Genomic DNA, 20,414 nt, shown 5'->3' with positions numbered 1-20,414 from the left:
GAGCCCCACAGCTCCCCGCACCCCTCCCCCGGCCGACACTCGCCCCACCCCCCATCTCCGGCATATCGTGGTATACGCACCCATCACGCACCGAGAGCGACGGCTCAGGGGGTCGTCATGGTCGAGACGCTGCTCATCACCGCCGCGGCGATCGGCTCCGCCGCGGTCGTCTACGTCGCCGCCGCGGCCCGAGTCGTCAAGCAGTACGAACGAGGCGTGGTCTTCCGCCTCGGCCGCCTGCGCGGCACCCCCAGAACGCCCGGTTTCACCATGGTCGTCCCCGGCATCGACCACATCCGCAAGGTCAACATGCAGATCGTGACGATGCCCGTCCCCGCCCAGGAGGGCATCACCCGCGACAACGTCACCGTCCGTGTCGACGCGGTGGTCTACTTCAAGGTCGTCGACGCGGCGAACGCGGTCGTCCAGGTCGAGGACTACCGCTTCGCCGTCTCGCAGATGGCCCAGACCTCCCTGCGCTCCATCATCGGCAAGAGCGACCTCGACGACCTCCTCTCCAACCGCGAGAAGCTCAACCAGGGCCTGGAGCTGATGATCGACAGCCCCGCCGTGGAGTGGGGCGTCACCATCGACCGCGTCGAGATCAAGGACGTCTCCCTCCCCGACACCATGAAGCGCTCCATGGCCCGCCAGGCCGAGGCCGACCGGGAACGCCGCGCCCGCATCATCAACGCGGACGCGGAGCTGCAGGCGTCGAGGAAGCTGGCCGAGGCGGCGAAGGAGATGGCCGACACCCCCTCCGCCCTCCAACTCCGCCTGCTGCAGACGGTGGTGGCGGTGGCAGCCGAGAAGAACTCCACCCTCGTCCTGCCCTTCCCGGTGGAACTCCTCCGCTTCCTGGAGCGATCCCAGGCGGGCCCCCCACCGGACGCCGCACACGCGCCTCCTCAGGCACCTCCCTCGCCTCCCTCCGCCCCACCCGTCACGCCCCCTCCGACCGGGTGACTCGGGGGACGACTCCTCCTCCGACCTCTCCGCGCGTGGTTCACGTGGCGTTGACCACGTGATACACACAGGCGGGTCACATCCTGTCCGCCAACAGGAAGGTTGTCCCCGTGTCAGTGACCCGCCGTCAGGCCCTCGCCCGCTCGGGCGCGGGTATCGCAGGTATCGCGTTCACCGGAACCCTCTCCGAACTCTTCGTGGGCACGGCCACCGCGCAGAGCCCCCTCGGCCACTCCGGCTACGGCCCCCTGATCCCCGACCCGAACGGCCTGCTCGACCTGCCGAAAGGTTTCCGCTATCGGGTCCTCTCCCGTGAGGGCGACCCCCTCCGCTCGGGCGAGGGCCCGGTGCCCAGCAACCACGACGGCATGTCCGCCCTTCCCGGCAGACACGGCCGTGTCCACCTCGTCCGCAACCACGAGAACCGCCACAACGGCCGTATCCCGGTCCCCACGATCGAGGGCCTGACCTACGACCCGATGGGCAAGGGCGGCTGTACGTCCCTGACGCTCGACGCCCGGGGCAAGGTCCTCTCGGAGCGCGTCGCGATCGCCGGCACGGCGGTCAACTGCGCGGGCGGCCCCACCCCTTGGGGCACCTGGCTGACCTGTGAGGAGAACGAGGACAAGGCCGGCACCAACGGCTACACCAAGGACCACGGCTTCATCTTCGAGGTGGACCCCTCCGACCCGCACCGCTCGGGAGCCGTGCCCCTGACCGCGATGGGCCGCTTCCAGCACGAGGCGATCGCGGTGGACCCGAAGCGGGGAGTCGTATACGAGACGGAGGACGCCTTCGAGCGCCCCTTCGGCCTCTTCTACCGCTTCCTCCCCGACCAGCCCAAGGGCGGCCTCGGTTCACTGCGCGCGGGCGGCCGTCTCCAGGCGATGCGCGTCCCGGGCGTCCCCGACCTCTCCCCCATCCAGGAGCCCGGAGCCTGCTTCGACGGCATCGAGTGGGTCGACGTCCCCGACCCCCTGGCCGCCCGGACCGCCATCCGCCACCAGGACTTCGGCCCCGAGGGCATCACCCACGCGCAGAAACTGGAAGGCTGCTACTGGGGCGGCCGCTGCGTCTACTTCGTCTCCTCCTTCGCCCGCAGCGCGGAGGGCTCGGCCGCCGACCACTACGGCCAGATCTGGCGCTACGACCCCGACCACCGCACCCTCACCCTGGTCATCGCCTTCGGCCCCGACACCGACCTCCAACTCCCCGGCGAATCCCCCGACAACATCTGCCTCGCCCCCTCCGGCGGCCTCATGGTCTGCGAGGACGGCAACGGCGCCCAACACGTCTACGGCGTCACCCGCCGCGGCGAGGTCTACGCCATGGCCCGCAACGCCCAGAACATCGGCACGGCCGACGACCCCGAATGGGGCGAGTTCGCAGGCGTCACCTTCTCCCCCGACGGCGACACGATGTACGTCAACTGCTACACCCCGGGCACGACCTTCGCGGTGACGGGGCCGTGGCGTCGGACCTGAACGAGCTCGTGTGCGGGTGGACGACGACCGCCGTCCACCCGCTCGCCACCTGAGGAAGACCCGCCGACCACGTGCCGGCCATCTCCTGACCACCTGCCCGGCACGCATCCCGCGTAGATTTTTCTGTTCCTCTCCTGAGAGACCTCGAAGGCACCTCTGATCGGTCCCGGCTTCACTGTCCGTTCGGACAGACAGCTCGCTTGTGGGCGTCTCACCGGCGCCCGCTCGACATGGACCGGTGAACCACATGGGCACACCCCCCACTTCGGTGTCCAGCGGCGACAAGGTGACACGTGTCTTCGTCGCCCATGACAAGCTCCCGCAGGCGCTGCGGCTGTACCGGCACCTGCGCTCGGCCGGCATGCGCGTCGCCCTCCCCCGAGGCGGCGTCGGCGCCTCCGCACTGGGACAGATTCGCGAACAGGCGCCTGACGTGGCGCTGTTGTCGGTCACGAGGTCTGCCGCCTCCTGGGATTCCGTGGCGCTGGCACGCGCGCTGCGCGGACAGCGGAAGCGGCCCGGCATCCTCTTCCTCACCAGCGGCCAGTGCCGGGCGGAGGAGCTCAGCCTGGCCGACGACTACGCGCATGAGAACTGCCACCCCGACGAACTGGCCCTACGCGTCGAGGTGTTACTGAGCAGGCGCTCCGCGCCGGACTCCGCCCCGGCCCCCGCATCAGGACTCCAGGTACTTCCGGAGAGCCGCCGAGCCCTGCGCGACGGGCGCGAAGTGGTCCTCACGGCAACGGAGTTCGACATTCTGCAGCTCCTGACGACGCACTCGGGGAAGGTCGTGTCGAAGGGGGAGATCCTCGACCACGTCTGGCACCACGACTTCAACGGCGAGTCCAACATCGTGGAGGCCTACATCTGCACCCTGCGCCGCAAACTCGCCGACTCCGACCGGTCGCTCATCAGGACGGTGCGCGGCGTGGGCTATCTGCTGGCCTCTCCCGGATCCTTAATCCACCTTTAAGGATCACCGCTCCCCCGGCTGCTGAAGTGGTCACATGCACAACGGCCCGACAAGAGGAGCGAACAAGGTGAAGCCCATGAGAGCGCTGACGACCCTGGCCGGCACCGCCGCAGCCGCGGCCGCCCTGGTCGCGGGCACGGCCACACCGTCCGCGGCGGCGGTGCGCGACTGCCCGGACTTCGGCGTCTTCTGCGCCTTCAAGCACGTCAACTACGGCGGAACCCCGGTGTGGACCGAGAGCCGGCCCGGCTACTACAGCTTCACGGGGACCGTGCGGGCCACGACCTCGGTGGTCAACCGGACGGCGTACAAGGTCAGGATCGTCGGCGACAACGAGTTCCTGGGACTGTGCGTCGCACGGGGTCACGCCGTTCGCGATCTGCCGGACGGCTTCGACGACAAGCTCAGCGCCATCGAGATCAACCCGCCCGCCGATTCCACCTGCGACTACAACTACTGAGGCCGTTGAACATGCGCGTACGCACAGCACTCGCCGGATTCGCCGCCGCGGCCGGGCTGGTCGGCCTCGCCTCCGCACCGGCCTCCGCCGCCCCCTACGACGACTGCAGGGGCCTCCAGCTCGCCTGCGTGTTCGAGCACCCCGACCACGGCGGCCTGGCCGTGTGGACCGGCGCGGAGGACGGCACCTATCGGATCAACTACCGCACCCGCACGACCGGTTCGAACATCGTCAACTCCTCCGGCAGCTTCGTGCACGTCAAGGCGTACAGCGGCGGCCGGTCCTGCCACGTCTACCCCGGCCGCGAGGCCAACCTGCCCGGCGGGATCAACGACAACATCGGCCAGATCGTCCTGACCAACTGGAACGGCGGCCTTCCGGCCTGCTGACCACGCGGCATCCGTACACACCTGCACACACCTCAGGAGACAGGAAATGAAGGCCACCACCCCCCGCGCCCTTCGCTCGCTCCTCGCCGGTGGCGTCCTCACCGGCGTCGCGCTGACAGGCCTCGCGGTACCCGCTCAGGCGGCCACGGGCGGCGCGGACGCCTGCAGCAGCTTCACCCGCGCCAAGGTCGTCACCAAGCGCGAGATCCTCAACCCGGTCGTCAACGGCGAACTGCGCAACCGTACGACGACGGAGCAGACGCTCGTCATCGAGCGCTCGGTCAGCGACACCCGCACCACGAGCAAGGAGTTCCGCGCCGACTGGGACCTCTTCAAGGGCGTGTTCACGGCGGGTGTCTCGCGCACGGTGACCGAGGAGCACACCGTCAGCGGCATGCAGCAGGGCCGCATCACCGTGGCTCCCGGGCGCAGGGTCTCGGCCACCGGTTACATCCGTACCTGGCGCGTGGAGAGCGAGGTCACCCGCCGGGACGGCAACTGCAACTACAGCACCCGTCGCGTCACCGGGGATGTGGCCACCACGGACTCCATGGTCTGGGACGCCCGCGACATCGGCGCCGCGTAACCCCACCCGCCCCGCGCCGGACCACCCCACACACGTAACGGAGAACCACCCCCATGAAGAAAAAACTCGCGTACACCCTCACCGCTGCTCTTGCCATGCTCATGACAGTCGGGCTCGGCGCCCCCGCCGCCCAGGCCAAGGCCTCGGACTGCAAGGAGGCCCAGCTCTGCTTCTTCGCCGACCGGAACTTCGAGGGGAAGCGCCTGTACTGGTGGGACGACCAGCTCAAGCTGTCGACCAAGCTCACCATCACTTCCCACGAACCGTCGTGGACAGCCTCCTCGGTGATCAACAGAACGCCGTACTACGCCCACATCTGGAACGCCAGGGGCGAGCACCGCTGCCTCCCGCCCGGCTACAACTTCACGTACGTCGGCGACGCCTACGACAACAAGATCACCCACATCGGCCTCTACGTCGACTGGTGCTGATCCCGGTGACCCGGACCGCGTGTACGGCCCCCTGCCGTACACGCGTGTTCGATGGACAGTACGCGTAACCGTTCGTGACTCTGGGTGAGTTGATCGTGGAGAGATCCGACTCATCTGGAGGTGGCCGAGCATGGGTGTCGACTGGGAGCCGGATCCGTCCGACAGTCTGAAGACGTTCGGTGCGTTCGTGCAGGCGCTGCGCGAGCACCACGGTTATACGCGGGAGCAGTTCGCTCCGCTGGTGCGCTTCAGCGTGCACACGGTCGCCTCGATCGAGCTGGGCAGGCGGATGGCGGACGAGGTGTTCGTGGAGCGCGCGGACCGGGTCCTGGGGGACACGGGCGCGCTGCGCAGGGCGGCGAAACACGTCTCCCGGCAACCGGGCCTGGCGTCGTGGTTCCGCCGGTGGGCCCAGCTGGAACGCCACGCGGTGAGCCTGTGCACGTACGAGTGCCGCTTGATTCCGGGGTTGCTGCAGACCGAGACGTACGCGCGAGATCTCTTCGACAACCGTGTTCCGCCGCTCTCCGACGCCGAGTTGGAGAGCCGACTCGCGGCCCGCACGGACCGGCAGCGGCTCTTGCGAGAACGGCCGCACACCACCTTCGACTTCATCATCGAGGAGGCCGTGTTCATGCGGCGTCTGGGTGGGCGGGACGCCACTCGCAGTCTGTTCGACCACGTGCTGGCCGTCGGCCGACTCCGCAATGTCACCCTCCAGATCATGCCTGCGGACAGCGCGCACCACGCGGGCCTGGCCGGCCCCATCCGCCTGCTCGAAACGCCGGACAGCAAGCGCTACGCGTACTCCGAGGGACAGGAGACCGGTCGCCTGATCGCTGACCGGAAAGAAGTCGCCGCACTCGGGATGCGCTATGCGAGACTGCGCTCACAGGCCCTCTCTCCGCAGGACTCCACGGGCCTGTTGGAGCGAATGCGAGGAGCGCTATGAGCACCGCTGCACAAGCCTGGTTCAAAAGCAGCTACAGCAGCGATCAGGGCGACGACTGCGTGGAAGTCGCCACCCTCCCCTCCGCCGTCCGCGTTCGTGACTCCAAGCGTCCCGCCGGTCCCGCGCTGACCCTCTCCCCCGCCGCCTGGGCCCCCTTTATCGCCCAGGCGGGTGACTTCGGGGCGGACTCCCTGGCGTTCGGCAGTTAGACCGACTGTCCGCTGACCCGATCGCCGTACTTTCGTACGGTGATCAGTCCTGTACGCAGCATCACCGCGCTCTGCGCACTCGGCGCGCTCGGCGCCGCCCTCGCCGCCTGCGGCACCCCGCACGCCTCGACGCGCATCGTCAACGCCACCGCCAGCCCCTCGGCCGTGTCGGCGTCCCGGCCGCCCACGCTCGCGCCGGGGCCGGCCGGGCTGACCCCGGTGTTCGAGCACGGCCTGCGCAGCCGCACCGACAAGACCGTCGCGCTCACCTTCGACGCGGACATGACCGCAGATCAGGGGGACCGGGCCGCCGCGGGCGAACGGTTCGACAATCCGGAGCTGATCGCCGCGCTGCGGCAGCTGAAGGTTCCGGCCACGCTGTTCATGACGGGGCGGTGGGTCGAGGAGTACCCGATCCAGGCGCGGTCCATCGGACGGGACCCCCTGTTCGAGGTCGCGAACCACTCGTACAGCCATCACGCCTTCACCGAGAACTGCCACGGCCTGCCGACCATGGCACCCGCGCGCATGCGGGCGGATCTGGAGCGGGCCTACCGGGTGTTCCGGGAGGCGGGCGTGCGGAACCCGATGCCGTACTTCCGGTTCCCCGGTGGCTGCTACGACAGCCGCGCGCTGCGCAGGCTCAGCGCCTCCGGGGTGACGGCGGTGCAGTGGGACGTGACGAGCGGCGACGCGTTCGCGACGGACGCGGACGACGTGGTGCGGGAGGTGCTGGACGGGGTGCGGTCGGGGTCCGTCGTGGTCATGCACTGCACACGGAGTGGCGCACCGGTCACGGAGCGGGCCGTGCGGAAGATCGTGCCGGCACTGCGGGCGCGCGGTTTCCGGTTCGTGAAGGTGTCGGAGCTGGTCGGCACGACGGCGGCGAAAGCCGTGGCGGCGCGCTGAGCAGGTCCGCGCGCCGCCGCTCTACGCTGGAGATATGAGCGACGACGACTACTGCGGCAGCGGCAGCGGCGAGGGGACGGCCACGACACCTGACGCGGCTCGGGCCTCGTCGTCGGAGACCGTCGGCGGTCCGCCCTTCGCCGAGTGCGTCCTGTGCCGGAAGCCCACCGAGTACCCGGAGTCCCACAAGGGGATCACCCTGTGCCCGGTGTGCGAGTGGAGGGAGGCCGAGCGGGTCGCCTGTTCAGGCTGAGCGGCGCCTGGTCAGGGCGCAGGCCACGGCGGTCGCGGCCGCCGTGAGGAGCCCGGCCGCGAGCAGGGGCAGGACGGGGACCGGGACGGTCGCGTGCCGCGAGCCGTCGACGAGGGCCGAGACCGCCACCCGCGCCGGGGAGCCCGCCACCACCAGGGCCAGCAGCGCCCCGAGCAGGAGCGCGGGGACGGCGCGGCCCGGCGACCGCAGCAGCGGCCAGGTGGTGAGCGCGCCGACGGCCGTGCCGAGCAGGGCGCAGGCGAGGACGGCCAGCAGGCCCGCGCCGCCCGCCGGGAGCGCCTCGACACGCGTCTGGTGGTCCGTGCTCGTGGGCGCGCTGATGAACGTGACGAGGATCGTGGCCGCCGTGCCGAGGAGGGCGGCCGCCGCGAACGCGACCAGGACACAGGCCAGGTGCGCACGTCCGGGACCGGCCGCCGCGCCGGTACAACTGCGGGCCGCGGGCGGCTCGTTGGTGACACAGATCCGCATCAGCCACGCGGAGACGGGCAGCAGCGCGGCGGCCGTGTAGCCGAGGGAGTCGAGCACCGGCTGTCCGCTCTGCACCCCGACGGCGAGGAACGCCGCGTACAGGATGACGGGCGGCAACCAGCGCTGGGAGCGGACGAGGAGAGCGGCGTGGTAACGGAGGAGGGCGGTCATCGGGAGCTTTCCACTTCCAGTTCCGGTTCCGGTGTTTCCTGGGCCGCGGGCTCGGACGCCGGGGTCACCCGCACCACGTGCCAGGGCGGACGCGCTCCCAGCAACGCCCGGAGCAGCGCGTCGGAGCGGGCCGCCGGGACCGTGAAGAGGTGTGTCCCAGACCCTGACTCCTGCACCTCGGAGATCAACTCATCGATTTCGGGCGGCACTTGAGCACCCGACACCCCCTGTCCCTCCACCACGACGGCGACCCCAGCCCAGGGGTCCCCCTCCCCCGACCGGAGTTCGAGCGCCCCGCCGACCACCGCGTACGTCGCGTCGGGAGCCCCGTCGAGCCGGCGCGGGTCGTGGTCGACGAAGACCACGGCGGCGCCCGCGGCGGTCCGCTCCCGTACGACCCGCTCCAACTCCTCGCGCGCGTCGGCGTCCAGGCCCGTCCACGCCTCGTCGAGAACGAGCAACTCCCGTTCGGCGAGCAGCGCCTGGGCCACCGCGACCTTCTGGGTGCTGCCCTTGGAGAGCTCCGCCATCGGCGTACGGGCGTACTCGGCGGCACCGAAACGCTCCAGCCAGTCGGCGGCGGCGCGGGCGGCGGCCGGGCGGCGCAGGCCCTGCACGGCACCGAGGTGGGTGAGGTACTCGACGGCGGTGAACGGCAGCGCGGCGGGGAAGCGCTCGGGGACGTACGCCGTACGTGGGCGTCCCGTCACCCGGCCCCGCGTGGGCGCGTCGAGCCCGGCGAGGACGCGCAGCAGCGTCGACTTGCCGGTGCCGTTGGCGCCCTCCACCCGGATCAGCGTGCCGGGGGCGATCTCCAGGTCGACGCCGCGCAGCACCCAGTCGCCACGGACGCCGTACTGTCGGCCGACGCCCTCCAGTGTCAGCAGTAACTCACGTTCCATGCCCCCATCCTCGTACAGGCGAGCGAGCAGGGGGCCGGGAACGGGTCTCGCGCCTGGCAGACTGGGCGGGTGACCACCGGTGATCCCACTCAGGACAGCCCCTTCCGGGACGAGCGGCCCTCTCGCGACGAGGCGCCGCAGTTCGTGCTGCCCCTGGTCGCGCACATCGAGAAGGCCTCGCCCCCGGCGCGTACGGACGCGTTGGAGACGGCGGCGCGGGCGGTGCTGGTGATGCTGAGCGACGCGCGGTCGCTGGGCGACGGGGAGTGGGCCGAGGCGGTGCGGAGCTGGCAGGACGCCCGGATCCGGAAGGTGGTCCGGCGGGCGCGCGGCGCGGAGTGGCGGCGGGCCGAGGCACTGCCGGGGATCACGGTGACGGGCAAGTCGGCCGAGGTGCGCGTCTTCCCGCCGGTCCCGCTCGACGGCTGGCCCAAGGACCTGGCCCGCCTCCAGGTCTCCGGCACGGACCTCGACGACCCGGAGCCGCCGGCCGACCCCGAGCCCGCGGCCCCGGTCCTGTGGCTGAACCCCGAGGTGGAGATGTCGGCGGGCAAGGCGATGGCCCAGGCGGGCCACGGCGCCCAGCTCGCGTGGTGGGACCTGGACGACGCGGCCCGCACCGCCTGGCGCGACGCGGGCTTCCCCCTCGCCGTCCGCACCGCACCCGCCGCCGTCTGGCACACCCTCACCACCACCGCGCTCCCCGTCGTACGCGACGCCGGCTTCACCGAAGTAGCCCCGGGCTCCTGCACGGTGGTGGCGGACCACCGGCCGCTGCGCGGCTGAGCGGCGGCGGCCCGAAACCCCGGCCGCGCTGAATCGTGTCCGCCTGAGCGCCTTCCTCAGCCGGTTCAAAGGTCGTTGAACAACACCGGCACCCCGCACGTACTTCCCGGTACTGGCCAAGCAACTGCTCCAACGACCAGTTGGCATCATCCGGGAGGATCACTTTGCCTCGTCTCAACGGCTCGGTCTACGCCAGCCTGGCTCTCGTCGTCACCGTCGGCGCGCTGTCGTTCCCGATGTGGTCCTACGAAGACCGTTCGGGCACCGCCCAGGCCAACATGGCCTCCAGCTCGGTGAACACGCAGTGGGGGCCGCTGACGGCCGCCGACCGGGACCTGATCATCCGTGTCCGGCTGGCGGGGCTGTGGGAACTGCCCGCCGCCGAGAAGGCCATGGCGCGGTCGAAGAGCCCCGAGGTCAGGGAGGCGGCGGACCACCTGATCGTGGGCCACAAGGACCTCGACGAGCGGGTGCGGGCCGTGGCCTCCCAGATGGGCGTCGAGCTGCCGAACGTACCGAACGAGCAGCAGCAGGGCTTCCTCGCGCAGATGGACAACGCGACCGACGAGCAGTTCGACCGGGTCTGGGCCAACCTGCTGCGCTCCGCGCACGGCAAGATCTTCCCGGCCATCGGTCAGGTGCGGAACATGACCGAGAACACCCTGGTGCGCCAGCTGGCCTCGGACACCAACCAGACCGTGCTCGACCACATCACGATGCTGGAGAAGACCGGCCAGGTCGACTTCGACGCCATCGCCAACGGCACGATCTGACGCGCCCCCGGCGCCGCCCCCGGGCGGTGGCCCGGAACCGACAGGCACAGCCACACCCCGCGGTCACATTCCGCGCCCAAGCAACAGTTCAGTCCCCAACGATCAGTTGGTTTCCTCCGGGAGGCTCATTTGCGACGCTCCAAGGGCTCTGTGCTCGTCGCCCTGGCGATCGCCGGCACACTCACCGCGGTCGCCTACCCCATCTTCTACTCGTACCCCAACCGCAACGCGACAGCCGCGGCCGCGCTCACCGGTGACACGGTGACCACGCAGTGGGGGCCGCTCACCCCCGCCGACCGCGACCTGCTCGTCCGCGTGCGGCTGGCGGGCCTGTGGGAGCTGCCCGCCGGGCAGCAGGCGCTGGAGCGCAGCGGCAGCGCGTCCGTCAGAGAGGCCGCCGACCACCTGATCGTGGGCCACACCGACCTCGACAAGCGGTCCCGGGTCATCGCCGCGAAGCTGGGCGTCGAGCTGCCGAACCAGCCCACGGCCGAACAGCAGGGCTGGCTGGACCAGATGACCGCCTCCAAGACCGAGGCCGAGTACAACAAGACGTGGGCGAACCTGCTGCGGGCCGCGCACGGCAAGATCTTCCCGGCGATCGCCACCGTGCGGAACTCCACCCGCAACACGCTGATCCGCCAGCTGGCCTCCGACGCCAACCAGACCGTGCTGGACCACATCACGATCCTGGAGAAGACCGGCGAGGTCGACTTCGCGACGATCGCCGACAACTCGGTCAGCGGTACCGCCAGCCCGACCGGCCCGCCGCCGCCCGTCCCGGGCCAGGTGCCGCCCGCCGCGCCCCCGGCGGTGCCGTCGACCAACCCGGACGTGCAGTCGAAGCCGTCGCCCTTCGACAACGGGCCGGTCCCGACCGGTCGTCCGGACCCGGAGGAGATCAACAAGGACCAGGGTCTGCCGCAGGTCCAGTAGAAAGCTCAAATGTTGCTCTGAAGGTCCCCTCCACGGGGTTCGGCCCCGGCTGTCGGGGCCATGACTCCGACACGCCGGAACACAGGTCCGCCGTAAGGAGACACACAGGGTCCTGGTGAAGCCGTGGCCGACGTGACCGAGGAGGGGACGGGGACGATGGAGCAGATCGCACAGTTGGGGACGGGGATCGGCTGGCGGCCGGAGATCGCCGACGCCGTGGAGCGCATGGCCGGTGCGGACGGCGGTGTCGACTGGGTCGAGGTCGTCGCCGAGAACGTCTGTCCCGGCCACATCGCGGAATCGTTGCTGCGCCTGCGGGAGCGGGGCGTCACGGTCGTGCCGCACGGCGTCTCCCTCGGTCTCGGTGGCGCCGACCGCCCCGACGAGCAGCGCCTGCGCTCCCTGGCGGAGCGCGCGGAGGCGCTGGGCGCCCCCCTCGTCACCGAGCACATCGCCTTCGTCCGGGCGGGCGGCGCCCTCACCGCGTCGCCGCTGCTGGAGGCCGGCCATCTGCTGCCGGTGCCGCGTACCCGGGACGCACTCGACGTGCTGTGCGAGAACGTCCGGATCGCCCAGGACGCGCTGCCGGTGCCGCTGGCACTGGAGAACATCGCGGCGCTCATCAACTGGCCGGGCGAGGAGATGACGGAGGGGCAGTTCCTCTACGACCTCGTCGACCGCACCGGCGTCCGGCTCCTCATCGACGTGGCGAACCTGCACACCAACCACGTCAACCGGGGCGAGGACCCCGCGAAGGCGCTCGACGAGCTGCCGGTCGAGGCCATCGCGTACGTCCATGTCGCGGGCGGCTTCGAGCGCGACGGGGTGTGGCACGACAGCCACGCCCACCCTGTCCCGCAGCAGGTCCTCGACGTCCTCGCCGACCTCGCCTCCCGGGTCGCCCCGCCGGGTGTGCTCCTGGAGCGCGACGACAACTTCCCCGAGCCGGGCGAACTGGAGCGGGAGCTGGTGGCGATCCGAGGAGTGCTGGAGAAGGCCGAGGTGCGGGGCCCCGAGCGGCAGGCACCCGCGGGCGCGTCCGTGGCCGACGAGGAGGCCGAGCCCGTCGCACGGCAGCGGCTCGGACTCGCGCAGGCGGCGCTGCTGTCCGCGCTGGTCGCGGGGACCCCGGTGCCCGAGGGGTTCGACCGGGTGCGACTGGGCGTCCAAGCGCGGGCCCTCGCCGCCAAGCGCGCGGACGTGGTGGCGAAGGTGGCGCCGGAGCTCCCGGAGATCCTCGGATCGTCGTACCGGCCGACTTTCATCGCGTACGCGCAGGGCCACCCGATGAACGACGGCTACCGGCGGGACGCCCTCTCCTTCGCCGAGCACGTGATGCTCACGGGGCGCCCGGACGACACGGACGTCCTGCGTGAGGTGCGGCGCTGGTGGCTGGAGCGCTCGGGTCCCGCGCCGCTCTCCCAGCGGCCGACGGCCCGGCTGGCCCGCGCGACCCGCAGGGTGCTGCTACGCCGGTGAGCCGGGGTGTTCACCCGGGGATGTGCTGCGATTAACAGACCCGTGCCCCTCGCACGGGTCCACCGCCCCGTGCGCCACGCTTTGGCGCGATTCGTCCGCCCGCTCGCGTACCCCATCCGACGCGCTTTGTCCCCTCCGCAACCGTTCCTCCTCATACGGCAGTTGGCGTAGACCGGGCAGTAACATGCCGGTGTGTAGGCCAATCAGCACCCGTTGCGCACTAGCGTGCGGTGCCGCGAGCAGGAGGCACCATGCGAACCACCAACGGCAGAGGAGGACTGTTCAGTGGCACAGGACTCATCGTCGCCGGACTGACGGCAACGCTCGTCGCGTTGCTCTTCCCGATCTGGTCCTACGCGGACCGCTCCGGCACCGGAGTCAGCGTGCTCAACGCGTCCACCGTGACGACGCAGTACGGCCCGCTGTCCGCCCTGGACCGGGACTTCGTCACCAAGGTCAGGCTGGCGGGCCTGTGGGAACTGCCGGCCGGACAGCAGGCGCAGACCAAGGGCACCACCCTGGCCGTACGCACCGCCGGGGAGCATCTCGTCGAGGGGCACACCTTCCTCGACGCGCGGGTCCGCGATGTCGCCGCGCGCCTCGCCCTGCCGCTGCCCAACCAGCCGAGCGACCAGCAGAAGGCGTGGCTGGACACGCTGACGGCGGCGCAGGGCGAGACCTACGACCGCGAGTTCGCCAACATCGCGCGCCTCGCGCACGGCAAGGTCTTCTCCGTCGTCGCCCAGGTCCGGGCCACCACCCGCAACTCGCTGGTCCGTGACCTCGCCGAGGACGCCAACACCACCGTCCTGGACCACATCAAGGTGCTGGAGGCCACCGGGCTCGTCGACTACGACGCGATCGCCCGCGACGCCGCCTCGGCGAGCGCCCCGCCCCTCACCAACTCCCCCACACCGCCGACCCCGTTGAACGACCCCGGCTCCCCCGTCCCGGTGACCCCCTCGCCCGTCCCGTCACGACCGGACCCGTCACCGACCTACACCCTGCCGCCGGCCGCCAACGGCCCGGTGGACGACGGCTGAGCGGAACGGCCGCGGCCGCACCCCACGACGACCGCGCCCGCCCTTCGTCCGCCCTCGCCCTCCCCCGTCCGCGCCCGCCCACGCCCCCGGGTCCTGGCAATTGCGGACCGCGACGGCGAACAAACGGAAGAGAGCGGGCACCTTCCCCGCGGATTACGGACATCGCCCGGTGCGGCCCGGGGCCTGCGCATAGAAACGCGCCATGCTCTGGGTCCTCTTCCTCCTGCTGGCCTGGGCCGCCGCCGGCGTGTCCTGTGCCCGACTCTGTCTCACCTCGCTGCGCGCGGCGGCGGCCGACTCCGACGTCCACGCCGACCACGCCGACCACGCCGACCACGCCCACCACTGCCACCGGCTCACGCTGTACGAGGCCGCGTTCCTGTCCGGCGGCCCGGCCCGCGTCGCCGACCTCACCCTGGTCTCCATGGCCGGCCACCGCAGACTCCTGCTCGCGCACACCGGGTGGGTGACCGTGGTGGACCCGGACGGACGGGACGACATCGAGCGCTCCGTGATCGGCGCGATAGGCCCCGGCGGACAGTCCCGGATAGCGCCCGTACGACGGACCGCCGCGACCGCCGACTCCGTCCGCCGCCTCTCCGACCGGCTCGTCGCGGCGGGCCTGGCCGTGCCCGACGCCGCGCGCACGGGCATGGCCGACGCGGTCACCCAGGTACGGGGTGCCGCGCTGGGCGTCTGCGGACTCGGGGCACTGGCGTTGATGCTGCCCTCGCAGGGGTTCGAGGAGCACCGGGTGCTGGTCGCGCTGTGGTTCGCGTTGCCGCTGGTGCTGACGCTCAGCTGCCTGGTCATCGCACGGGTCGAGCGGCACCCGGGTACCCGCTGGGCGACACCGGAGGGGATGCGGGTGCTGCGGACCGTCGCCGGCCGGGGCGGTGGCGACCTGGCGGAACTCGTCTCCGTGGCCGTCTGGGGCGTGGGGGCGGTGGGATCTCCGGAACTGCGGGCGGCGTTCGAGCAGCGATAGCGACCGAGCAGCGACAGCGATAGCGATAGCGATAGCGACCGCGACACTCCCCGACAGTCCTTTACATTCGCCCTATTTAACGCCAAACATCCCTTTGTCGCTGTCGTGCTTCGGAGGGATTCGCCATGCGGGCTGCCGTTCTCTACGGGACCGTCGGGGCGGTGGTGCTGAGTGGCCTCGGTGCCGCGCCCGCCGAGGGGGACATGAGCCGAACGGCGGCGGAGTCGGTCGCCGTCGCGGCCGCGCGGGCCGCCGACGAGGGCATCCGGTTCGGGAAGTGCCCGGTGGCGGAGGGGCTGCCGGACGGCGTGCGGTGCGGGACGGTCAAGGTGCCGCTCGACTACGCGCGGCCCGACGGCCGGCAGATCTCACTGACCGTCAGCCGCGTCGAGGCCAAGGGCAAGGACGCCAAGGGGAGGAAGGTCGCCCGGCAGGGCGCGCTCGTGTTCAACCCGGGCGGACCCGGCGCCTCCGGAATGTACTTCCCCCTCGTCGGCTACCTCCCGGACTGGAAGCGCGTCGGCGCCGCCTACGACCTCGTCGGCTACGCCCCGCGCGGAGTCGGCCGCTCGGCACCGCTGTCCTGCCAGGACCCGAAGCGCCTGCACCGGGGGCCCGCCCCCGCGCCGACGCACCCCTCGGAGTCGTACAAGAAGGAACGCGTCGCGCGCGCCAAGGCCTACGCGCGGGACTGCGCGCGGCGGGGCGGGAGCGCGCTGCGGCACTACCACTCCCTCAACAACGCCCGTGACCTGGACGTCCTGCGGGCCGCGCTCGGCGAACCACGGCTGACGTTCATGGGGGCGTCGTACGGGACGTACTTCGGGGCGCTGTACGCCGCCCTGTTCCCCTCGCACGTACGCCGGATGGTGTTCGACTCGGTCGTGAACCCGGCGCCCGAGCAGATCTGGTACCGCAACAACCTCGACCAGTCCGCCGCGTTCGAGGGGCGCTGGGCGGACTTCCGGGCCTGGGCCGCCCGGCACCACCGGGTCTACGGGCTGGGCGACACCCCGGACCAGGTGCTGCGGAGCTACGAGCGGGCGGCGGCCCGGCTGGCCGCCCGACCCGCCGGCGGCACGGTGGGCCCGGGCCAGCTGCAGGGCGCGTTCCTCCAGGCCGCGTACTACGACGACCACTGGCCGCAGCGCGCCCTGGCGCTCTCCGCGTATCTGAAGGGCGACCCGAAGCCGCTGGTCCGGATCGCCGGTCCGTCCCCGGAGGCCGCCGTCGAGCAGGAGAACGCCAAAGCCGTCTACACGGCCGTCGAGTGCAACGACGCGCCCTGGCCGACGCGGTGGAGGGACTGGGACCGCGACAACACCCGGCTCGCCCGGACCGCGCCCTTCGAGACGTGGGACAACGTGTGGACGAACCTGCCCTGCGCCTACTGGAGCGGCCCGCGGCAACGGCCGCTCGACGTGCGGACCGGGCCCGGTGAGCTGCCGCCGACGCTGATCCTGGCGGCCGAGCGGGACGCGGCGGCACCCTACGACGGGGCGATCGAGCTGCACCGGCGGCTCTCGGGGGCGGTCCTGGTGACCGAGCGGGACGCGGGGAACCACGGGGTGGCGGGTGGGACGAACAGGTGCGTCAACGGATACCTGGAGGCGTACCTGTTGGAGGGGCGGGTGCCGGAGCGGCGGGCCGCGTGCGCGGGGCGGCCGGAGCCGAGGCCCGGCACTGCGCGATCAGGTCCCGCCGGGTCCCGCAGTCAGGCGGCTGCGGCGGCGGCCCGTCTTGGTTGATCGCGCAGTTCTCCCCGCGCCCCTCTGAGCCGCTTACGCCAGGCCCGCCACCAGCTCGGCCACCGACTTGCGGCGGCCCGTGTAGAACGGGACCTCCTCGCGGACGTGCATCCGGGCCTCCGAGGCACGCAGGTGCCGCATGAGGTCGACGATGCGGTACAGCTCGTCGGCCTCGAAGGCGAGGATCCACTCGTAGTCGCCGAGCGAGAAGGAGGCGACCGTGTTGGCCCGGACGTCGGGGTAGCCGCGGGCCATCTTGCCGTGGTCGGCGAGCATGCGGCGGCGGTCCTCGTCGGGCAGCAGGTACCAGTCGTAGGAGCGCACGAAGGGGTAGACGCTGACGTAGTCGCGGGGCGTCTCGTCGGCGAGGAACGCCGGGATGTGCGAGCGGTTGAACTCGGCGGGGCGGTGCAGCGCCATGTTCGACCACACCGGGGTGAGCGCGCGGCCCAGCCGGGTGCGGCGGAAGAGGTTGTACGCCTCCTGGAGCTGGTCGGCGGTCTCGGCGTGCCACCAGATCATGACGTCGGCGTCGGCGCGCAGACCCGACACGTCGTACGTACCGCGGATGGTCACGTCCTTGGCGGCGAGCTGGTCGAACAGCTCCTGGACCTCGTCGGCGTAACCGGCGCGGTCCTCCGGCAGTACGTCCTTCAGCTTGAAGACGGACCACAGCGTGTAACGGATGACCTCGTTGAGGTCCTTGGCCAGCTTGCCCTTGTTCGGGATGCGGCCGGACTCGGTGGTGGGGGCGTCGTCGCTCATGGCTCTCATTCTCCCGCTCCGCCGTGGAGGCTCTGCACCGGGTGGGCGGTGAGATGCCGCACCGCGCGCAGGTCACCGTGGATCTGGTCGACCGCGGCGGCGGCGCTCGCGACGCACGCCGGGATGCCGACGCCGTCGTAGGCGGCGCCGCAGACCGCGAGGCCCGGCAGTTTGCCGAGGTGCTCGCGGAGGCGGGCCACGCGCGCGTGGTGGCCGACCGGGTACTGGGGCAGGCCGTCGTCCCAGCGGGTGACGCGGGTCTCCAGGGGGGCGGCGGTCAGACCGGTGGCCTCGCGCAGGTCGGTTCTCGACACCTCCACCAGGTGGGCGTCGTCGTGCTCCAGGATCGCCGTCTCGCCGTACCGGCCGACCGACGTGCGCAGGACCAGCAGGTCCGGGTTCTCGTCGGCGATCCAGCCCCATTTCTGGGACGCGAACGTGGACGCCTTGATGGTGCGGCCGTCGACCGGCGGCACCAGGAACCCGCTGCCCTCGGGGAGGGTGACGTCGGCGCGGCGGTAGGCGAGGGTGACCAGGGCCATCGAGGCGTATTCGACGGCCGCGAGCTCGGTGGCGGCCGCGGGCGCCTCGGCCCGCAGCAGGCCGGCGGCGGCCGGGGCGGGGACGGCCACGACGACGGCGTCGGCGTGCAGGACCCGGGGGACCGCATCCCCGGCGCCCCCGCCGCCTCCGGCGACGACGCGCCAGCCGCCCGAGGCCGGGCGGCGCAGTTCCGTGACGGGGGTGCGGGTGAGGATCTCGGCGCCGCGCGCCCGCACCGACTCGGCGACGGCGAGCGGCAGTTGCCCCACGCCGCCCTCGATGCCCATGAACACCGGCCCCGTCTGCTGAGCGGCGGCCGCCCGCTGCTGGATGCCCCGGACGGCCTCGGTGAGGGAGGTGTGGGTCCGCGCGACCTCGAAGAGCTGCGGGACGGCCGAGCGCATCGAGATGCGGTACGCGTCACCGGCGTAGACCCCGCCGAGCAGCGGCTCCACCAGGCGGTCGACGACCTCGCGGCCGAGGCGTGCGGCCACGTACTCCCCCACCGCCACGTCGTCGCCGATCTCGGTGCGCGGCAGGTCGGCGTCGCGCTCGATGCGGGCCAGGCCCTCGTCGGACAGAACCCCGGCCAGGGCGGACGCGGTGCCGGGGACACCCATGACGTGTCCCTTGGGCATGGGCCGCAGGGCGCCCCGGGTCCACAGGGAGGCGGTGGCGGTGGCGGGCGGCTGGAGCCGGTCGGCGAGGCCGACCTCCCGGGCGAGGGCGACCGCCTCGGGCCGGCGGGCCAGGATCGACTCGGCGCCGAAGTCGACGCGGGCACCCGCGATCTCGCCCGGCAGCAGCTTGCCGCCGACCCGGTCCGAGGCCTCCAGGACGGTCACTCTCGCGCCCCGGTTCAGCAGTCCGTGCGCGGCGGCCAACCCCGCGACACCGGCCCCGATGACGACGACATGCCCGGCGTCGCGCCCGGCCTCCGTACCCGATCCGCTCATGGTTCCACCCTCTCAGACGTCACTGACAGTCATGGCGCCGGTCCCGCCCGCCCGGCGGCTCGGCCGTGGCCCGGCCGAGTCCCGACCGTGACCGCTTCGCGACTGCCTCCGCCCAACGTTCCGGTCCGCTCCGGCGTCAAAGGACCGTCAGCACGACAGACAGGCATTTCTCGACGCCCGGGGGGCACACAGCAATGGCCGACACACGCGTACGACGTTCCCGGCGGCCCGCAGGGGCCCTGGCGGCCCTGTTCCTCGCCGCCGCCCTGACGGTCACGGGCTGCACCGCTCGCGACTCCGGGGCCGACTCGGCCAAGAGCGGCACGAGCGACCGCAGCATGGCCCGGCAGGAGGGCGCCCTCGCCGACCAGAGCGGCAACAGCGACTCCTCCGGCGGGGGCAAGAACTCCGACGCGCCGCCGAGCGTCAGCCCGAGCCACATCATCCGCACCGCCACCCTGACCGTGCGGGTCAAGGACGTGCCGAAGGCCCTGGACGAGGCCCGCACCGCCGTCGAGGGCGTGGGCGGCTTCGTCGGCAGCGAGTCCACCACCCGGGACGGCAAGGACCGCGAGCGCACCCGGGTCGTCCTGCGGGTGCCCGCCGAGAAGTACGAGGAGGTCCTGACCGAGCTGGAGGGCACCGGCAAGCTGATCGAGCGGAAGACGAAGGCCGAGGACGTCACGGACCAGGTCGTCGACGTGGAGAGCCGCATCAAGACGCAGCGGGCGAGTGTGGCCCGCATCCGGGAGCTGATGGACCGGGCGACCAAGCTCGGCGACGTGGTCACCCTGGAGGGCGAGCTGAGCACGCGTCAGGCCGACCTGGAGTCCCTGCTCGCCCAGCAGAAGTCCCTGAAGGACCGCACCAGCCTGGCCACGATCACGCTCACCCTGTCCGAGACCGCGGTGAAGAAGGCTCCCGTGGACGACGACCCCGGCTTCGCGGACGCGCTCTCGGGCGGCTGGAACGCGTTCGTCGCCGTCTTCCGCTGGCTGGCCATGGCCCTCGCCGCGGTCCTCCCCTTCGCGGTGACGACGGCCGTGGTGCTGCTCGTGTGGTACCGCCTCACCCGCTCCCGCCGGCCCGCGCGGGCGACGGCGACGGCGGGAGCGGCCGCGTCGCTCCCGGCCGCCGGGCCGGACGAGAAGGAGCAGCGGGAGCCGGAGTCGCGGGAGGAGGGGCAGGGGCGGCAGGAGCGGGAGTGACGCCAGCCC

General features: G+C 71.9%; 23 protein-coding genes. 19 read left to right on the top strand and 4 right to left on the bottom strand.

Translation table 11 applies throughout. The features are described from left to right. Window positions 1-117 precede the first annotated feature (117 nt). The 11 genes from L3078_RS35315 to L3078_RS35265 all read left to right on the top strand — a co-directional run bounded on the left by L3078_RS35315 (window position 118) and on the right by L3078_RS35265 (window position 7,615). The gene (locus tag L3078_RS35315) at window positions 118-966 is read left to right on the top strand and encodes a slipin family protein (protein WP_239757987.1); all 849 of its coding nucleotides are present in this window, start codon (window positions 118-120) and stop codon (window positions 964-966) included. Window positions 967-1,082: 116 nt separating this feature from the next. After that, window positions 1,083-2,450: a PhoX family protein gene (locus L3078_RS35310; protein WP_239760585.1), complete on the top strand. Its 1,368-nt coding sequence runs from the start codon at window positions 1,083-1,085 to the stop codon at window positions 2,448-2,450. Between the two features lie 247 nt (window positions 2,451-2,697). Further along, entirely contained in the window at window positions 2,698-3,426 is a 729-nt protein-coding gene (locus L3078_RS35305) for a winged helix-turn-helix transcriptional regulator (protein ID WP_239757986.1), read from the top strand. A gap of 76 nt (window positions 3,427-3,502) precedes the next feature. Beyond that, a complete protein-coding gene (locus L3078_RS35300) occupies window positions 3,503-3,886 on the top strand; it encodes a peptidase inhibitor family I36 protein (RefSeq protein ID WP_239757985.1) in 384 nt (127 codons plus the stop codon). An 11-nt stretch (window positions 3,887-3,897) separates the two neighbouring features. Next, complete coding sequence (locus L3078_RS35295; protein WP_239757984.1) at window positions 3,898-4,275, top strand: hypothetical protein; 378 nt, start codon at window positions 3,898-3,900, stop codon at window positions 4,273-4,275. A gap of 46 nt (window positions 4,276-4,321) precedes the next feature. Further along, the gene (locus L3078_RS35290; protein ID WP_239757983.1) at window positions 4,322-4,861 is read left to right on the top strand and encodes a hypothetical protein; all 540 of its coding nucleotides are present in this window, start codon (window positions 4,322-4,324) and stop codon (window positions 4,859-4,861) included. Window positions 4,862-4,914: 53 nt separating this feature from the next. Continuing rightward, complete coding sequence (locus L3078_RS35285; protein ID WP_239757982.1) at window positions 4,915-5,292, top strand: peptidase inhibitor family I36 protein; 378 nt, start codon at window positions 4,915-4,917, stop codon at window positions 5,290-5,292. A 130-nt stretch (window positions 5,293-5,422) separates the two neighbouring features. Then, window positions 5,423-6,244 carry a helix-turn-helix domain-containing protein gene (locus tag L3078_RS35280; protein ID WP_239757981.1) on the top strand — a complete coding sequence of 274 codons (822 nt, stop codon included), beginning with the start codon at window positions 5,423-5,425 and terminating at the stop codon, window positions 6,242-6,244. After that, window positions 6,241-6,453 carry a DUF397 domain-containing protein gene (locus L3078_RS35275; RefSeq protein ID WP_239757980.1) on the top strand — a complete coding sequence of 71 codons (213 nt, stop codon included), beginning with the start codon at window positions 6,241-6,243 and terminating at the stop codon, window positions 6,451-6,453. Before L3078_RS35280 ends, L3078_RS35275 begins: the two co-directional genes overlap by 4 nt. 39 nt (window positions 6,454-6,492) lie before the next feature. Continuing rightward, window positions 6,493-7,362 carry a polysaccharide deacetylase family protein gene (locus tag L3078_RS35270; protein ID WP_239757979.1) on the top strand — a complete coding sequence of 290 codons (870 nt, stop codon included), beginning with the start codon at window positions 6,493-6,495 and terminating at the stop codon, window positions 7,360-7,362. A gap of 34 nt (window positions 7,363-7,396) precedes the next feature. Next, entirely contained in the window at window positions 7,397-7,615 is a 219-nt protein-coding gene (locus tag L3078_RS35265; protein ID WP_239757978.1) for a hypothetical protein, read from the top strand. On the opposite strand, the gene L3078_RS35260 is transcribed toward L3078_RS35265, so the two are convergent. Together L3078_RS35260 and L3078_RS35255 are read right to left on the bottom strand one after the other, a co-directional pair. After that, complete coding sequence (locus L3078_RS35260; RefSeq protein ID WP_239757977.1) at window positions 7,607-8,278, bottom strand: ABC transporter; 672 nt, start codon at window positions 8,276-8,278, stop codon at window positions 7,607-7,609. The genes L3078_RS35265 and L3078_RS35260 overlap by 9 nt on opposite strands. Beyond that, the gene (locus tag L3078_RS35255; protein WP_239757976.1) at window positions 8,275-9,180 is read right to left on the bottom strand and encodes an ABC transporter ATP-binding protein; all 906 of its coding nucleotides are present in this window, start codon (window positions 9,178-9,180) and stop codon (window positions 8,275-8,277) included. The genes L3078_RS35260 and L3078_RS35255 overlap by 4 nt, the downstream gene beginning before the upstream one ends. Window positions 9,181-9,249: 69 nt before the next feature. Here L3078_RS35255 and L3078_RS35250 point away from each other — a divergent pair, with 69 nt between their 5' ends. The 7 genes from L3078_RS35250 to L3078_RS35220 all read left to right on the top strand — a co-directional run bounded on the left by L3078_RS35250 (window position 9,250) and on the right by L3078_RS35220 (window position 16,933). After that, window positions 9,250-9,966, top strand: a complete 717-nt coding sequence (locus L3078_RS35250; protein WP_239757975.1) for a peptidyl-tRNA hydrolase — start codon at window positions 9,250-9,252, stop codon at window positions 9,964-9,966. 164 nt (window positions 9,967-10,130) lie between these two features. Next, complete coding sequence (locus tag L3078_RS35245) at window positions 10,131-10,739, top strand: DUF4142 domain-containing protein (protein WP_239757974.1); 609 nt, start codon at window positions 10,131-10,133, stop codon at window positions 10,737-10,739. A 129-nt stretch (window positions 10,740-10,868) separates the two neighbouring features. Then, window positions 10,869-11,675: a DUF4142 domain-containing protein gene (locus L3078_RS35240; RefSeq protein WP_239757973.1), complete on the top strand. Its 807-nt coding sequence runs from the start codon at window positions 10,869-10,871 to the stop codon at window positions 11,673-11,675. Between the two features lie 156 nt (window positions 11,676-11,831). After that, complete coding sequence (locus tag L3078_RS35235; RefSeq protein WP_239760584.1) at window positions 11,832-13,154, top strand: MbnB/TglH/ChrH family RiPP precursor modification enzyme; 1,323 nt, start codon at window positions 11,832-11,834, stop codon at window positions 13,152-13,154. 251 nt (window positions 13,155-13,405) lie between these two features. Beyond that, window positions 13,406-14,197: a DUF4142 domain-containing protein gene (locus tag L3078_RS35230; RefSeq protein ID WP_239757972.1), complete on the top strand. Its 792-nt coding sequence runs from the start codon at window positions 13,406-13,408 to the stop codon at window positions 14,195-14,197. A 202-nt stretch (window positions 14,198-14,399) separates the two neighbouring features. Next, window positions 14,400-15,185: a TIGR04222 domain-containing membrane protein gene (locus L3078_RS35225; protein ID WP_239757971.1), complete on the top strand. Its 786-nt coding sequence runs from the start codon at window positions 14,400-14,402 to the stop codon at window positions 15,183-15,185. A gap of 125 nt (window positions 15,186-15,310) precedes the next feature. Continuing rightward, window positions 15,311-16,933 carry an alpha/beta hydrolase gene (locus L3078_RS35220; RefSeq protein WP_239757970.1) on the top strand — a complete coding sequence of 541 codons (1,623 nt, stop codon included), beginning with the start codon at window positions 15,311-15,313 and terminating at the stop codon, window positions 16,931-16,933. 33 nt (window positions 16,934-16,966) lie between these two features. Here L3078_RS35220 and hemQ read toward each other — a convergent pair whose 3' ends face one another. Both hemQ and hemG read right to left on the bottom strand, forming a co-directional pair. Beyond that, window positions 16,967-17,698, bottom strand: coding sequence for a hydrogen peroxide-dependent heme synthase (gene hemQ / locus L3078_RS35215; RefSeq protein WP_239757969.1), 732 nt, complete (start codon window positions 17,696-17,698; stop codon window positions 16,967-16,969). A gap of 5 nt (window positions 17,699-17,703) precedes the next feature. Beyond that, window positions 17,704-19,197, bottom strand: a complete 1,494-nt coding sequence (hemG, locus tag L3078_RS35210; protein WP_239757968.1) for a protoporphyrinogen oxidase — start codon at window positions 19,195-19,197, stop codon at window positions 17,704-17,706. A gap of 194 nt (window positions 19,198-19,391) precedes the next feature. Here hemG and L3078_RS35205 point away from each other — a divergent pair, with 194 nt between their 5' ends. Continuing rightward, entirely contained in the window at window positions 19,392-20,405 is a 1,014-nt protein-coding gene (locus L3078_RS35205; RefSeq protein WP_239757967.1) for a DUF4349 domain-containing protein, read from the top strand. Window positions 20,406-20,414: the final 9 nt, after the last annotated feature.

Source organism: Streptomyces deccanensis (assembly GCF_022385335.1).
Lineage (GTDB): Bacteria > Actinomycetota > Actinomycetes > Streptomycetales > Streptomycetaceae > Streptomyces > Streptomyces deccanensis.
The sequence above is the reverse complement of the archived record's forward strand: the minus strand, read 5'-3'. Positions and strand labels throughout refer to the sequence as shown.

Excerpts from the sequence above, each read along its gene's own strand:
- L3078_RS35255 (WP_239757976.1), bottom strand. The coding sequence starts at position 9,180 with ATGGAACGTGAGTTACTGCTGACACTGGAGGGCGTCGGCCGACAGTAC.
- L3078_RS35265 (WP_239757978.1), top strand. The coding sequence starts at position 7,397 with ATGAGCGACGACGACTACTGCGGCAGCGGCAGCGGCGAGGGGACGGCC.
- L3078_RS35300 (WP_239757985.1), top strand. The coding sequence starts at position 3,503 with ATGAGAGCGCTGACGACCCTGGCCGGCACCGCCGCAGCCGCGGCCGCC.
- L3078_RS35260 (WP_239757977.1), bottom strand. The coding sequence starts at position 8,278 with ATGACCGCCCTCCTCCGTTACCACGCCGCTCTCCTCGTCCGCTCCCAG.
- L3078_RS35220 (WP_239757970.1), top strand. The coding sequence starts at position 15,311 with ATGCGGGCTGCCGTTCTCTACGGGACCGTCGGGGCGGTGGTGCTGAGT.
- L3078_RS35225 (WP_239757971.1), top strand. The coding sequence starts at position 14,400 with ATGCTCTGGGTCCTCTTCCTCCTGCTGGCCTGGGCCGCCGCCGGCGTG.
- L3078_RS35275 (WP_239757980.1), top strand. The coding sequence starts at position 6,241 with ATGAGCACCGCTGCACAAGCCTGGTTCAAAAGCAGCTACAGCAGCGAT.
- hemQ (WP_239757969.1), bottom strand. The coding sequence starts at position 17,698 with ATGAGCGACGACGCCCCCACCACCGAGTCCGGCCGCATCCCGAACAAG.
- L3078_RS35205 (WP_239757967.1), top strand. The coding sequence starts at position 19,392 with ATGGCCGACACACGCGTACGACGTTCCCGGCGGCCCGCAGGGGCCCTG.
- L3078_RS35285 (WP_239757982.1), top strand. The coding sequence starts at position 4,915 with ATGAAGAAAAAACTCGCGTACACCCTCACCGCTGCTCTTGCCATGCTC.
- L3078_RS35290 (WP_239757983.1), top strand. The coding sequence starts at position 4,322 with ATGAAGGCCACCACCCCCCGCGCCCTTCGCTCGCTCCTCGCCGGTGGC.
- hemG (WP_239757968.1), bottom strand. The coding sequence starts at position 19,197 with ATGAGCGGATCGGGTACGGAGGCCGGGCGCGACGCCGGGCATGTCGTC.
- L3078_RS35305 (WP_239757986.1), top strand. The coding sequence starts at position 2,698 with ATGGGCACACCCCCCACTTCGGTGTCCAGCGGCGACAAGGTGACACGT.
- L3078_RS35295 (WP_239757984.1), top strand. The coding sequence starts at position 3,898 with ATGCGCGTACGCACAGCACTCGCCGGATTCGCCGCCGCGGCCGGGCTG.
- L3078_RS35280 (WP_239757981.1), top strand. The coding sequence starts at position 5,423 with ATGGGTGTCGACTGGGAGCCGGATCCGTCCGACAGTCTGAAGACGTTC.
- L3078_RS35315 (WP_239757987.1), top strand. The coding sequence starts at position 118 with ATGGTCGAGACGCTGCTCATCACCGCCGCGGCGATCGGCTCCGCCGCG.
- L3078_RS35235 (WP_239760584.1), top strand. The coding sequence starts at position 11,832 with ATGGAGCAGATCGCACAGTTGGGGACGGGGATCGGCTGGCGGCCGGAG.
- L3078_RS35230 (WP_239757972.1), top strand. The coding sequence starts at position 13,406 with ATGCGAACCACCAACGGCAGAGGAGGACTGTTCAGTGGCACAGGACTC.